The following is a 13,819-nucleotide window of genomic DNA, read 5'->3' as shown; positions in this document are numbered from 1 at the left end:
CGTGAACGAGGTCGTACAGTCCCCCGCCATCCAGCCGCTGCCGAAGTCGGCACCCACGGCTGGCAAGCAGAACCTGCTCGACCTCGATCGCGCGGGCCTGGAGAAGTTTTTCGTCGAGGTTCTTGGCGAAAAGAAGTTCCGTGCCCATCAGGTGATGAAGTGGATCCACCATCGCTACGTCACCGACTTCGATGAAATGACCGACCTCGGCAAGGTCCTGCGCGCCAAGCTGCAGGCCCATGCCGAGGTGCTGGTTCCCAACATCGTGTTCGACAAGCCCTCCGCCGACGGCACCCACAAGTGGCTGCTGGCGATGGGCGTGGATGGCAAGAACGCCATCGAGACCGTGTACATCCCCGACAAGACCCGCGGCACGCTGTGCGTCTCCTCGCAGGTCGGTTGCGGCCTGAACTGCACGTTCTGCTCCACTGCCACCCAGGGCTTCAACCGCAACCTGACCACCGCCGAGATCATCGGCCAGGTGTGGGTTGCCGCACGCCACCTGGGCAACGTGCCGCACCAGATGCGCCGCCTCACCAACGTGGTGATGATGGGCATGGGCGAGCCGCTGATGAATTTCGACAACGTCGTGCGCGCCATGAGCGTGATGCGCGACGACCTGGGCTACGGCCTGGCCAACAAGCGCGTGACCCTGTCGACCTCCGGCCTGGTGCCGCAGATCGACCGCCTGTCTGCCGAAAGCGACGTGTCGCTGGCGGTGTCGCTGCATGCGCCGAACGACGCGCTGCGCGAGACCCTGGTGCCGCTCAACAAGAAGTATCCGATCGCCGAGCTGATGGCCTCGTGCGCACGCTACCTGCGCGCCAACAAGCGCCGCGAATCGGTCACCTTCGAATACACCCTGATGAAGGGCATCAACGACAAGCCCGAGCATGCCCGCGAACTGGCCCGGCTGATGCGCCAGTTCGACAACGCGGTGCAGGCCAAGGATTCGGGCAAGGTCAACCTGATTCCGTTCAACCCGTTCCCGGGTACCCGCTACGAGCGTTCGGAAGAAGCACATATCCGCGCCTTCCAGAAGATCCTGCTCGACAGCAACGTGCTGACCATGGTCCGCCGCACCCGAGGCGACGACATCGACGCCGCCTGCGGCCAGCTCAAGGGCCAGGTGATGGACCGCACCCGCCGCCAGGCGGAGTTCAACAAGACGCTGCAGGCGGGGAAGGGGAGCGATGCCGCGGCCTGACCGCCTCTGGCTGGTTCTGTTCGCAGGCGTGCTGACCGTTGCGGTCGGCGGCTGCAAATCCCAACCCAAGGCCAAGCTGGGCCCCAGCGAGGCGCCGGTCTACTCGGTCCGTGATCCGGACAACGTGCGACGTCAGGTGCGCCTGCAGGACCTGCTGGCACTGGCCGCCCGCGACATGCAGGTCGGCAACCTCGATGCGGCCGAACGCAAGGTGCGCGAGGCGCTGAAGCTGGCTCCCGAATCGCCCGATGCGCTGGTGCTGCTGGCTGGCATCGACGAGCGCCGTGGCCGTACCCAGCAGGCTGGCGAGAGCTTTCGCAGGGCTGCCGAACAGGCGCCGCAGCGCGGGGACATCCTCAACAACTACGGCGCGTGGCTGTGCCAGCAGGGTCGCCCGGCCGAGTCGCTGGTCTGGTTCGATCGTGCGCTGCAGGCGCCGGGCTACGCTACGCCGGCCGAGTCCCAGGCCAATGCCGGGGGCTGTGCCCTGGACGCTGGCCAGCTTGAACGTGCCGAGCGCGACCTGCGCGCGGCGCTGTCGACGCTGCCGGGAAACCCGGTCGCGCTGGAGGCGATGGCCCAGCTCAGCTTCCGCCAGGGCCGCTTCATGGAGGCCCGGGCCTTCGCCGAACGTAGGATTGCGGCTGCACCCGCAACGCGTTCCGTGTTACAACTTGCGTCTCAAATCGAAGCGCGGCTGGGTGATCGGGCGGCATCTGACCGCTATCTTCAGCGCATTCGACAGGAATTTCCGCAGGAAGCGGGCTCCTAACTCCAGGGTTGATGCATTGTGATTGATGACCAGACTGTGAGCGCTCTCGAGACTGCGGCCGGCTGCGGCAGCCGCCTGCGCCAGGCCCGCGAGGCGGCCGGACTGACCCTCGAAGATGTCGGCTCGCGCCTGCGCATGCCGGTCCAGGTGGTCAGGTCGCTGGAAGAAGAGCAATGGCAGAAGCTCGGCGCGCCGGTGTTCGTGCGCGGCCAGTTGCGCAGCTACGCGCGCCTGCTTGACGTGGATGTGAGCCAGCTGCTGGAGCAGGCCCAGGTCGGCCCGGTGGTTCCGCCCACCCTGGTCAGCCATACCCACACCCCGCGTGCGCGCCGCATTGCCGAGAATCTCGGCCGTCGCGTGCTGTATGTCGGTATCACCGCGGTGCTGGCGGTTCCGGTGTGGTTCGCCACCCGTGACCATTTCGATGGCAGTGCGACGCCGTCGCCGAACACCGCTTCGCTGGACGCGATCCCGGCCGCCGTGCCGGTGACCCCGTCTGCCGCCGGCGTCGAGCCGGCCGCCGTGGCTGAGGTGGCGAGTGCCCCGGCCAGCAAGCCGGCCGCCACCCCGTACGTGGCCTCGCTGGCCCCGGTGCCGCGTTCAGCCCCGGCACCAGCGGCTGCCGCCAACACGCTGGACATGCAGTTCAGTGGCGACAGCTGGGTCGATATCGGCGGCCCGGACGGCGCTACCGTCGAGAAGGCGCTGATCAAGTCCGGCGAGAGCCGCAGCTTCACGCCGGGTCAGGTGACCCGGGTGACCCTGGGCAACGCCTCGGCGGTCCAGGTTCAGCAGAACGGCGCTATCGTCGATCTGACCCCCTACCAGCGAGCCAACGTGGCACGCTTTCAGGTATCCTCTGAAGGCTCCGTAGTCCCGGTTTCGCACTGAGGCGCGGTTTCACCACCTTCGATTAATCCCAATGGTCCCTCCCGATGGGCGGGGCGAGAGTACGCATGGCGATCGACGATCTGCTCGACGAGCACGAACAAAGTGAACGCGTCCGCAGCTGGCTGCGGAAGAATGGCGCCAGCATCCTCGGTGGCGTAGTCATCGCCATCGGTGCCATTGCCGGCTGGCAGTGGTACCAGAAGGATCAGGGCGGCAAGCTGGCCTCGGCCAATGTCGAGTACCAGAAGGCGCTCGTTGGCCTGCAGCAGAACAAGCTCGACGACGCCTCCAAGGCGGTCAAGGCGCTCGAAGCCGGCCCGTCCAGCATCTACGGCGACCTCGCGGCGCTGCAGCTGGCCAAGGCCCAGGTCGACGCCGGCAAGAACGAAGAAGCCCTGGCCACCCTGCGCGGCGTGAAGGTCGAAGGTGACCTGCAGCGCGTGGTCGACCAGCGCGTGGCCCGCCTGCTGGTGGCCACCGGCAAGAGTGACGAGGCGATCAAGCTGCTGGGCAGCGCCACCGACAGCAGCAGCCTGGAAATCCATGGCGACGCGCTGATGGCGCAGGGCAAGCGTGATGACGCCCGGGGCCAGTACGAGAAAGCGCTGAAGTCGCTGGACGTGGCAGCGCCGCAGCGGCGCCTGCTGGAAACCAAGGTTATGGACGCCGGCGGCACCGTTGCCGCCCCTGCGGAGTCGGTTTGATGAGTCAGAAGGTCATGATCACCCGCGTCGCCACCGTGCTCCTGATGGGCATGGCCCTGACCGGCTGCAGCACCGTGAAGGGCTGGTTCGCCGGCAAGGACGCGGCCGCGAAGAAGGCACAGGAACCGGCTGAGCTGGTCAAGTTCGAGCCGACCCTGAAGGTCAACAAGGCCTGGTCGGTCAACCTCGGCAAGGGCGAGCGCCGTATCGGCGTGCGCCAGGGCCCGGCCGTGGCCAACGGCCACGTGTTCGCTGCGGCGCTCACCGGTGGCGTGCACGCCATCGACCTGCAGACCGGCAAGAAGGTCTGGACCTGGGAGCCGAAGAAGGAAAAGAAGAAGGCCAAGCTGCGCCTGTCCGGCGGCCCGGGTGTCGGTGAGAACCTGGTCGTGATCGGCACGCTGGATGGCCAGGTCATCGCCCTGGACATCAACGACGGCAGCGAGAAGTGGCGCGCCCGTGTTCCGGGTGAAGTCATCGCCGCGCCGGCCATCGCCCAGGGCGCGGTCTACGTGCGCAGCAATGACGGTCGCATCACCGCGTTCGATGCCGGCAACGGCACCCAGAAGTGGTTCAACCCGAGTGAGCTGCCGGCACTGACCGTGCGTGGCAACGCGCCGGTGGTGACCGGCCCGGGCGTGCTGTTCATCGGCAAGGACGAGGGTGCGGTTGCCGCCCTGGCCCAGCAGGATGGCCGCACCCTGTGGGAACAGAACGTGGGCAACGGTGAAGGCCGTACCGAGCTGGAGCGCATGGCCGATGTCGACGGCGCGCCGGTGCTGGATGGCAACACCCTGTTCGTGAGCAGCTTCAAGAACCAGACGATGGCCATCGAAGGCCCGACCGGTCGCCCGCTGTGGGCGCGCGACCATGGCGGTGCCGGTGGTGTGGCGGTCTCGTCCGGCAATGTGTTCGTCACCGACAACAAGGGCGGCGTGTTCGGCCTGGACAAGGCCAGCGGTGCGGCGATGTGGTCGCAGACCGCACTGGCCCGTCGCTCGCTGACCGGCCCGGCACTGCACGGCGACTACGTCGTGGTCGGCGACTACAAGGGATACCTGCACTGGTTGCAGACCTCCGATGGTGCGATGGCGGCACGGGCAAAGAGTGGCGGTGACGCCCTGCTGGCCCAGCTAATCGTCGTAGACGGGGTGCTGCTGGTGCAGAACGTTGATGGCAAGCTGACCGCCTTCCGGTTGGCAAATTAAATTGGAGTAATCGCGATGCTGCCTTTGGTCGCCCTGGTTGGACGGCCGAATGTCGGCAAGTCGACTATTTTCAATGCGCTTACGCGCACCCGTGACGCGCTGGTCCATGACCAGCCCGGCGTCACCCGCGACCGTAACTACGGTGTCTGCCGTCTGGACGAGGACAATCATTTCCTCGTCGTCGACACCGGCGGTATCGCGGAAGAGGAAGAGGGTCTGGCCGGGGCTACCACCCGCCAGGCCCGCGCCGCTGCCGCCGAAGCCGACCTGATCCTGTTCGTGGTCGATGCCCGTGAGGGTACCTCGGCGATGGACGACGAGATCCTGGCCTGGCTGCGCAAGCTGTCGCGCCCGACGCTGCTGCTGATCAACAAGATCGACGGTACCGACGAGGACACCGTGCGTTCGGAGTTCGCCCGTTACGGCTTCGGCGAGATGCTGACCGTGTCGGCTGCGCATCGCCAGGGCCTGGACGACCTGCTGGACGAAGTGGTCCAGCGCCTGCCGGAAGAAGGCAGCGGCGAAGAGCTGGACAACGATCCGAATCGCATCCGCATCGCCTTCGTTGGCCGTCCGAACGTGGGCAAGTCGACCCTGGTCAACCGCATCCTCGGCGAGGAGCGCATGATCGCCTCCGATGTGCCGGGCACCACCCGCGACTCGATCGCGGTGGACCTGGAGCGCGACGGTCGCGAATACCGCCTGATCGATACCGCCGGCCTGCGCCGTCGTTCGCGCGTGGACGAGGTCGTCGAGAAGTTCTCGGTGGTCAAGACCATGCAGTCGATCGAGCAGTGCCAGGTGGCCGTGCTGATGCTGGATGCTACGGAAGGCGTGACCGACCAGGACGCCACCGTGCTCGGCGCCGTGCTCGATGCCGGCCGCGCGCTGGTGATCGCCATCAACAAGTGGGATGGCCTGACCGAATACCAGCGCGAGCAGGCCGAGACCATGCTGTCGCTGAAGCTGGGCTTCGTGCCGTGGGCTGAATCGGTCCGCATCTCGGCCAAGCACGGCTCGGGCCTGCGCGAGCTGTTCCGTGCGGTGCACCGTGCGCACGAATCGGCGAACAAGACCTTCACCACCAGCGAAGTGAACAAGGCGCTGGAAGTGGCCTACGAGACCAACCCGCCGCCGACCATCCGCGGCCACGTCTCCAAGCTGCGTTACGTGCACCCGGCCGGCGCAAACCCGCCGACCTTCATCGTGCACGGTACGCGCCTGAAGGAGCTGCAGGAGTCGTACAAGCGCTACCTGGAGAACTTCTTCCGCAAGCGCTTCAAGCTGATCGGTACGCCGGTGAGCTTCATCTTCCGCGAGGGTACCAACCCGTACGAGGGCAAGAAGAACGTCCTCACCGAGCGGCAGGTCAAGGCCAAGCGGCGCTTGATGAAGCACGTCAAGGGCAAGTGATTCACGAGAAGGCGGCCGCAGGGCCGCCTTTCTTGTTTGCGGTAGTGCCGGCCGCTGGCCGGCAGGTCATGAACGCATCAGACGACACGAGGTTGCCGGCCAGCGGCCGGCACTACCCCCGCGTCTATAGATCTTGATCAAGGCGGACTGCTGCGACGAGCGCGGCAATGCGGCAACGCGCATGGCATGCCTCGGCTACGCCGCGATGTAGAAGCCGGCTGCACCTGGCTTGCGGCCGGGATCGATTCCGGCAGCCGCGCCTGCCCCGTGATGCTTGCCCAGACCAGGGTCGTACCCAGTGCACCTGCCAGGTACGCCACCGACACCGCACCGATCACCAGGCCCGCGGCATGCTCCAGCCACGGAAGCAATCGGCAACACCCCTGTGCCCAGCGCGGATGGCTGCCGAGCCACGCCATCAGTAGGCCGAGCGACAGCGCAACGCCGCTCAGGCAGGCCACGTAAGCGGCCTTGGTACCCATCTCGGCAACGAGGCCGCTGACCAGGGCTGCAATCGCGAACTGCAGCATCCAGTTGCTGCTGCTGGCGAGCGCCAGCAGGCATCCTGCTTCGGCGTGCGGCCAACGGGAGCGGGCGCTCAGGCCCCAGGGCATCTGCAGGGAAAGCGGAGAGAAGGTGGTCAAGCCGGCGTCGCGCAGGCACATACCCGCCAGGCGCAGCAGCAGGAGGCAGCCCGCGCACTGCATCGCCAGCGCCCACAGACCGCGGTTTCCCAGCATGCCCGCTGCAACGAATGCTGTGGCGCAGATGACACCCGTACCGATGGCGATACCGAACGACGCTGCCATGGCGGCGTGCCCGCCCGCGCCCATCGCGGTGCGCAGGATCTTGGCGTGATTCGAAGCAGGCAGGAGCATGGCGAAGCCGTACAGCACCGCGATGATGAAGAACTGCTGCACGTAAACCTGCCACCAACCTACAGAAAGTGCCGAGTGTGGGCTGCGGCGGACGCACCGTATTGAACGCCATTGCGGCAGGCGCGAATCACCGGCATCAGCCCACCCATAGCGACACGACGATCCATAGCGCCAGCGCAATCATCAGGAGCCCTGCGGCCCGTTCCAGCCAGGGCAGGGCGCGTGCGAATCGACCCAGCACCCACGGGTGGCCGACCAGCGCGGCGACCAGCAGATCCCATAGCAGGACGATGCCGAACATCCACGCGCCATAGAAGAATTTTGTTGCGGCGTTGGCCTGCGGACCGTTGAGCATTGCCGCCAACGTTGTGTAGAACAGCGCATTCTTCGGGTTCAGCAGCGCAGACAGGGCGCCCAGCCCTGCCGCCTTCCACCATCCGTGGGCATCACCTGCTCGCGATCCGGCGGCAGCTTCAGACGCCTGCAGCGTCGTCGAACCCGCATGGCGCAGGAACAGCGCACCGAGGTACAGCAGGAACCCGCAGCCCGCCAACTGCACCGCAATGAACCCCGCGCTGCCTGCGCGCAGCATGGCCATTCCGGTGAAAGCGGCCACGATGAAGACGCCATTGCCGACGGCGATGCCTGCGCAGGCGCCACTGGCGGTGCGCCAGCCAGAGGTGATCGCGGTGCGTGCAACGAGGAAGAAGTCGGGGCCGGGTGAGAGCAGGGCGAGAAAATGTACGGTGGCGATGACCAGGAACTGTTCCATCGGGTCCGGCGGCGGCTGGCTGGGGCGCCAGTCTGGGGATGCGCCGCGCGATGGTATTGAACGTTATTGCAGGCTCAGCGCCGGTACTGGCCCGGGGTCGCACCGGCGTGGGCCTTGAAGACCCGCTGGAAATGGCTCTGGTCGGCAAAACCCAGCGCATGTGCGACCACGGCCAGTGCCTGCCCTTCGCACAACCGGCGGCGGGCCTCCTGGATGCGCTGGTCGATCTGCCAGGCGTGTGGGGTCAGGCCCGTGGCGCGTCGGAAGGCGCGGATCAGCTGGTAGCGGCTCATGCCTGCCAGCGATGCCAGCTCCTGCAGGGCCGGGGTGTGTTCGAGCCGCTGGCGCAGAACGTCCATCACCGGCTGCATCCTCTGCTGTAATGCGGCATCTTCGGGCGGGCCAGCGACGGCTACACCATCGTGTTCATCCAGATCGCCGACGAACGCGATCAGGGCAGCTTCCTTGACGCTGACCGGATCGTCGGAGAACAGCGTTTCGTTGAGATGGCAGTACTGCTGGTAGCGCGGGCGATGGTTGGCAATCCGGATCGGTTCCTGCTGCCAGTCGGGTTCGGGCAGGTCGTCATACTCGGCACGAACCTCGGCCATCCAGCGCGCGTCCAGATGCAGCATCTGGTAGCTCCAGACCTGGCCGGGCAGGGGGTTGCAGGCGTGCACGCGGCCTGCGGGTACGCCGACCAGGTTGCCGGGCTGCAGCAGGCGCGGTCCTTCCGCAGCACCGGTGAACAGGCTGCTGCCGGCGTCCACGGCGCCGATCGAGAAGGTGTCATGGCTGTGCGGGCGATGGCAGGCGCGGCTGTCGCACGCCCGTCGGCTTTCGACGAAGGGCATGCGCGGGTCACGCCAGAATTCGGTGGCAGGGCGCATGCAGCGGTTCCGGGATGCAGGGGACAACGCCCGCATGGTGCCATGTTCGGGGCAAGGCGCGGCGAGGGTGTCTGCGCGATAATGCGGCCATGAGCATCCAAGAGCTTTCCCCCGCGCAGGCACGTGAGCGCCTGGCCCACGGCGCGGTGCTGATCGATGTACGCGAGGGGCACGAACGGGCCGGCGGAATGGCCGAGGGCGCGCGCGGCGTGGCCAAAGGCGAGCTGCAGGCCGACCCGGCCGCGCATCTGCCGCGGCACGACCAGGAGATCCTGCTGATCTGCCAGAGCGGCAAGCGCTCGGCCGATGCCGCGCAGTTCCTGCTGGAGGCTGGCTACATCCACGTCGCTTCAGTGACGGGCGGTACCGTGGCCTGGCGTGAGCAGTCGCTGCCGCTGGTGCAGCCGCTGGCCAGTGCCGCCGACCGCGATTTCTACGACCGTTATTCGCGCCACCTGCTGTTGCCGCAGGTGGGCGAGGCCGGCCAGCGCACGTTGCAGCAGTCGCGCGTGCTGGTGCTGGGCGCGGGTGGTCTGGGCGCGCCGGCTGGCTTCTACCTGGCTGCGGCTGGGGTAGGGCACCTGCGCTTTGCCGACCATGATCGGGTGGAGCGCAGCAACCTGCACCGGCAGATCGTGCATACCGAGGCCAGCGTGGGCCAGCTCAAGGTCGATTCGGCGCGCGAGCGGCTGCTGGCGCTGAACCCGTCGATCGACGTCGAGGCCGTGCCGGAGCGGGTCACCTCCGAGAACGTGGATGCGCTGCTGGAGGGCGTGGACGTGGTGCTGGATGGCTCGGACAACTTCCCGCTGCGCTACCTGCTCAACGACGCCTGCATCAAGCACGCCACGCCGCTGGTGTACGCCGCCATCGAGCGCTTCGATGGCCAGGTAAGCGTGTTTGACGCCGGCCGCCAGCGCGGCGTGGCACCGTGCTACCGCTGCCTGTTCCCGGAGCCGCCGCCGCCGGAGTTCGCGCCGAACTGTTCCGAGGCCGGTGTGCTGGGCGTGCTGCCCGGCCTGGCCGGCGTGCTGCAGGCCACGGAGGTGCTGAAGCTGCTGCTGGGCATCGGCGAGCCGCTGGTCGGCCGGCTGCTGCGCTTCGATGCGCTGGGTATGCGCTTCCGCGAGACCGGCATCCGGCCGGACCCGCACTGCCCGGTGTGCGCGCCGGGTGTGCCGTTCCCCGGGTATATCGATTACGCCGCGTTTTGTCGGGGTGGGTGAAGCCGGTCGGGGAATGCATGGGTGGATGCCGACCTTGGTCGGCGTTTTCGTGCCAACCAAGGTTGGCACCTACCGAGGCGGGTGCATGGTTTCGGGATCCGGCATCCGGCCGGACCCGCACTGCCCGCTGTGCGCGCCGGGCGTGCCGTTCCCGGGGTATATCGATTACGCCGCGTTTTGCCGGGGTGGGTGAAGCCGGTCGGGGAATGCCTTGGTGGATGCCGACCTTGGTCGGCGTTTTCGTGCCAACCAAGGTTGGCACCTACCGAAGCGGGTGCATGGTTTCGGGATCCGGTATCCGGCCGGACCCGCACTGCCCGGTGTGCGCACCGGGCGTGCCCTTCCCGGGGTATATCGATTACGCCGCGTTTTGTCGGGGTGGGTGAGGCTGGCCGGGGAATGCCTTGGTGGATGCCGACCTTGGTCGGCGTTTTCGTGCCAACCAAGGTTGGCACCTACCGAGGCGGGTGCATGGTTGGCTCCTACCGACGCGCATGCATGGTTTCGGGATGATGCCGGGGGTCACTCCCAGCATCGTTCCATCTCCAAGACAATCCGACGCAACATACGTGCTATTGCCGTCATCGGCATTGCTCTATTGTTGAACCCGATTCTGGATCTTGGGGAAAACACCGCATGGCGGTAGAAGCAGCGACCAGCGAGCTGGTCAAGGTCGTCGCCCTGTTGGGCGCGGCGGTGGTGATGGTGCCTTTGTTCCGCCGGGCCGGCCTGGGCTCGGTACTGGGCTACTTCGCCGCTGGCCTGGCGATCGGACCGTTCGGGCTGGGCTGGTTCTCAGACCCGCAGGCGATCCTGCATACCGCCGAGCTCGGTGTGGTGATGTTCCTGTTCGTGATCGGCCTGGAAATGCGGCCCTCGCACCTGTGGAGCCTGCGCAAGGAAATCTTCGGGCTGGGCACGCTGCAGATCGTCACCTGTGCGCTGGTGCTGACCAGCATCGCCAAGCTGTTCGGCCTGCCGTGGCAGGTGGCCTTCATCGGCGCCACCGGCTTCGTGCTCACCTCCACCGCGGTGGTGATGCAGTTGCTGGCCGAGCGCGGCGACATCGCACTGCCGTCGGGGCAGAAGATCGTCTCCATCCTGCTGTTCGAAGACCTGCTGATCGTGCCGTTGCTGGCGCTGGTGGCCTGGATGGGCCCGAGCGCGGGCAGTGCCGATGGCGAGGGTTCGCGCTGGCTGTCGGTGGCGATCGGCGTGGGTGCCATCGTCGGCCTGGTGCTGGTCGGCCGCTTCCTGCTCAACCCGCTGTTCCGCCTGCTGGCCGAATCGAAGGCACGCGAGGTGATGACCGCCGCCGCGCTGCTGGTGGTGCTGGGTGCGGCGCTGCTGATGCAGCTGTCCGGCCTGTCGATGGCGATGGGCGCGTTCCTGGCCGGCGTGCTGCTGAGCGAGTCGACCTTCCGCCACCAGATCGAAGCGGACATCGAACCGTTCCGCGGCATCCTGCTCGGCCTGTTCTTCCTCAGCGTGGGCATGGCGCTGGACCTGAGCGTGGTGGCCGCGCACTGGCAGCTGATCCTCGGCCTGGTACTGGCGCTGATGGCAGCCAAGGCGCTGTGCATCTACGTGGTAGCGCGCATCATGGGCAGCGACCACGCGCAGGCGCTGGATCGCGGCGTGCTGATGGCGCAGGGCGGCGAGTTCGCCTTCGTGCTGTTCTCCGCCGCCGCATCGGCCGGCGTGATCGACCTGGAGATCAACGCCAACTTCACCGCCGTGGTGGTGCTGTCGATGGCGCTGACCCCGCTGGTGGTGCTGGTCTACAAGCGCATCGCGCCGAAGCCGACGGTGAACATGGACGGCGTGGACGAGGCCGATGGCCTGTCCGGCAGCGTGCTGCTGATCGGCTTCGGCCGCTTCGGCCAGGTCGCCAGCCAGTCGCTGCTGGCGCGCGACGTGGACGTGACCATCATCGACAACGATGTGGAGATGATCCAGAGCGCCGCGCGATTTGGTTTCAAGATCTATTACGGTGATGGCACCCGCCTGGATGTGCTGCATGCTTCGGGTGCCGCGACCGCGCGTGCGATTGCGGTGTGCGTGGACAAGGCCGAGGCCGCCGACCGCATCGTTGAGCTGGTGGCGCACGAGTTCCCGCAGGCCAAGCTGATGGTGCGCTCGTTCGACCGCGAACATTCGCTGCGGCTGATCCATGCCGGCGTCGACTTCCAGATCCGAGAGACCTTCGAATCGGCGGTGTTGTTTGGCCAGGCCGCGCTGGTGGAGCTGGGTGCGGACGAGGACGATGCAATCGAGATTGCCGAGCAGATCCGCCGCCGCGATGCCGAGCGCTTCGAGCTGGAGATTGCCGGCGGTGGTTTGAATGCCGGCGCGCGGATGATCTACGGCAACAGCCCGCAGGGCGTACCGACGCCGACGCCGTTCACCGCACCGAAGCGCGAGAGCAAGACGCTGAACCCGCAGGATGTGCCGGAAGAGGAAGAATAGAGCCCGCGCGCTGATCGCCTGGTAGTGCCGGCCGCTGGCCGGCAGATACGGAAACGTTCCGACGTCATGAGGTTGCCGGCCAGCGGCCGGCACTACCGGTGCGCGGTGTCGGCGCGCGGCGGTGGGCGAGGGGGCCTGAATCAGGGACAATAGCGTCCCCGCCGCCCCACGCCCGCTCCCGATGACCGATTCCGCCTCCCAGCTTCCTGCCCGCATCCTCGATGGCCGCCGTATCGCCGAGGACCTGCTCGACAGCCTGAAGGTGCGCGTCGACGCCCGCGTGGCCGCCGGCGGCAGCCGCCCGGGCCTGGCCGTGGTGCTGGTGGGTGGCGACCCGGCTTCGACCGTGTACGTGCGCAACAAGCGCCGTGCCGCCGAGAAGGTCGGCATCGAAGCACATGATTACGATCTGCCGGCCGGTACCACCGAAGCCGAGCTGCTCGACCTGATCGACCAGCTCAACGCCGATCCGAAGATCAACGGCATCCTGATCCAGCTGCCGCTGCCGGGCATTCCGGACGCACGCCGGCTGATCCAGCGCATCGACCCGCGCAAGGACGTGGACGGCTTCCACCCGGAAAACGTCGGCCACCTGGCCCTGCGCGAGTTCGGCCTGCGCCCGTGCACCCCGCGTGGCATCACCACGCTGCTGGGCCACACCGACCAGCCGGTGCGTGGTCGCAACGCCACCATCGTGGGCGTGAGCAACCACGTCGGCCGCCCGATGGGCCTGGAGCTGCTGATTGCCGGCTGCACCGTGACCAGCTGCCACAAGTTCACCCCCAAGGACGTGCTGGAACAGGCCGTGCGCAACGCCGACATCCTGGTGGTGGCGGTGGGCCGCCCCGGCATCGTGCCGGGCGAATGGGTGAAGCCGGGTGCGGTGGTGATCGACGTGGGTATCAACCGGCTGGATGACGGCCGGCTGGTGGGCGACGTTGGATTTGAAGCGGCTGCCCAGCGGGCGAGCTGGATCACCCCGGTGCCGGGTGGCGTGGGCCCGATGACCGTGGCCACGCTGATGCAGAACACGTTGGAAGCGGCGGAAGCGCTGAGCTGACCTGCGATTGGGGGAAATCTGCTGTTGGTGGGGGCCGACCGTTGGTCGGTCTGCCTGTGGTGGGTGCCAACCTTGGTTGGCACGATCCGTCCGGCACCTGGGCCCCAGATGGGGTGAAGGCCTCTGGCTGTTTGTGCCAACCAAGGTTGGCACCTACCAAAGACGGTTCCAGGGCGGTGCGGCTGGCGGCATTGCCCGCTGTTGGTGGGTGCCAACCTTGGTTGGCACGATCCGTCCGGCACCTGGGCCCCAGATGGGGTGAAGGCCTCTGGCTGTTTGTGCCAACCAAGGTTGGCACCTACCAAAGACGGTTCCAGGGCGGTGCGGCT

At 67.1% G+C, this 13,819-nt stretch carries 12 protein-coding genes; 9 read left to right on the top strand and 3 right to left on the bottom strand.

Annotated elements, in window-relative coordinates:
- The first annotated feature begins 1 nt into the window (after position 1).
- The 6 genes from rlmN to der all read left to right on the top strand — a co-directional run bounded on the left by rlmN (position 2) and on the right by der (position 6,195).
- Complete coding sequence (gene rlmN, locus EKL94_RS16765) at positions 2–1,207, top strand: dual-specificity RNA methyltransferase RlmN (protein ID WP_005409296.1); 1,206 nt, start codon at positions 2–4, stop codon at positions 1,205–1,207.
- Positions 1,194–1,979, top strand: a complete 786-nt coding sequence (gene pilW, locus EKL94_RS16760) for a type IV pilus biogenesis/stability protein PilW (RefSeq protein WP_126929949.1) — start codon at positions 1,194–1,196, stop codon at positions 1,977–1,979. The genes rlmN and pilW overlap by 14 nt, the downstream gene beginning before the upstream one ends.
- An 18-nt stretch (positions 1,980–1,997) precedes the next feature.
- A complete protein-coding gene (locus EKL94_RS16755) occupies positions 1,998–2,870 on the top strand; it encodes a RodZ domain-containing protein (protein ID WP_126929948.1) in 873 nt (290 codons plus the stop codon).
- Between the two features lie 65 nt (positions 2,871–2,935).
- A complete protein-coding gene (locus EKL94_RS16750; protein ID WP_032130493.1) occupies positions 2,936–3,574 on the top strand; it encodes a YfgM family protein in 639 nt (212 codons plus the stop codon).
- Entirely contained in the window at positions 3,574–4,782 is a 1,209-nt protein-coding gene (bamB, locus tag EKL94_RS16745; protein WP_126929947.1) for an outer membrane protein assembly factor BamB, read from the top strand. The genes EKL94_RS16750 and bamB overlap by 1 nt, the downstream gene beginning before the upstream one ends.
- Positions 4,783–4,797: 15 nt before the next feature.
- On the top strand, positions 4,798–6,195 hold the full coding sequence (gene der / locus EKL94_RS16740; protein ID WP_049453247.1) for a ribosome biogenesis GTPase Der: 1,398 nt from the start codon (positions 4,798–4,800) through the stop codon (positions 6,193–6,195).
- A gap of 137 nt (positions 6,196–6,332) precedes the next feature.
- On the opposite strand, the gene EKL94_RS16735 is transcribed toward der, so the two are convergent.
- The 3 genes from EKL94_RS16735 to EKL94_RS16725 all read right to left on the bottom strand — a co-directional run bounded on the left by EKL94_RS16735 (position 6,333) and on the right by EKL94_RS16725 (position 8,735).
- A complete protein-coding gene (locus EKL94_RS16735; RefSeq protein ID WP_126929946.1) occupies positions 6,333–7,115 on the bottom strand; it encodes a lysine transporter LysE in 783 nt (260 codons plus the stop codon).
- A gap of 94 nt (positions 7,116–7,209) precedes the next feature.
- Entirely contained in the window at positions 7,210–7,845 is a 636-nt protein-coding gene (locus EKL94_RS16730; protein ID WP_126929945.1) for a LysE family translocator, read from the bottom strand.
- Between the two features lie 74 nt (positions 7,846–7,919).
- Positions 7,920–8,735, bottom strand: coding sequence for a helix-turn-helix transcriptional regulator (locus tag EKL94_RS16725; RefSeq protein ID WP_126929944.1), 816 nt, complete (start codon positions 8,733–8,735; stop codon positions 7,920–7,922).
- Between the two features lie 89 nt (positions 8,736–8,824).
- On the opposite strand from EKL94_RS16725, the gene moeB reads away from it, so the two are divergent.
- From moeB to folD, 3 genes are all read left to right on the top strand, one after another.
- Positions 8,825–9,961 (top strand): molybdopterin-synthase adenylyltransferase MoeB, encoded by a 1,137-nt coding sequence (moeB, locus tag EKL94_RS16720; RefSeq protein WP_126929943.1) that lies wholly within the window; start codon positions 8,825–8,827, stop codon positions 9,959–9,961.
- Between the two features lie 636 nt (positions 9,962–10,597).
- Positions 10,598–12,430, top strand: a complete 1,833-nt coding sequence (locus EKL94_RS16715; protein WP_126929942.1) for a monovalent cation:proton antiporter-2 (CPA2) family protein — start codon at positions 10,598–10,600, stop codon at positions 12,428–12,430.
- A gap of 181 nt (positions 12,431–12,611) precedes the next feature.
- Positions 12,612–13,490: a bifunctional methylenetetrahydrofolate dehydrogenase/methenyltetrahydrofolate cyclohydrolase FolD gene (gene folD / locus EKL94_RS16710; protein WP_005409307.1), complete on the top strand. Its 879-nt coding sequence runs from the start codon at positions 12,612–12,614 to the stop codon at positions 13,488–13,490.
- Positions 13,491–13,819 lie beyond the last annotated feature (329 nt).

It is taken from the genome of Stenotrophomonas maltophilia (genome assembly GCF_003970865.1).
In the GTDB taxonomy this organism is placed as follows: domain Bacteria; phylum Pseudomonadota; class Gammaproteobacteria; order Xanthomonadales; family Xanthomonadaceae; genus Stenotrophomonas; species Stenotrophomonas maltophilia_AR.
The sequence above is the reverse complement of the archived record's forward strand: the minus strand, read 5'-3'. Positions and strand labels throughout refer to the sequence as shown.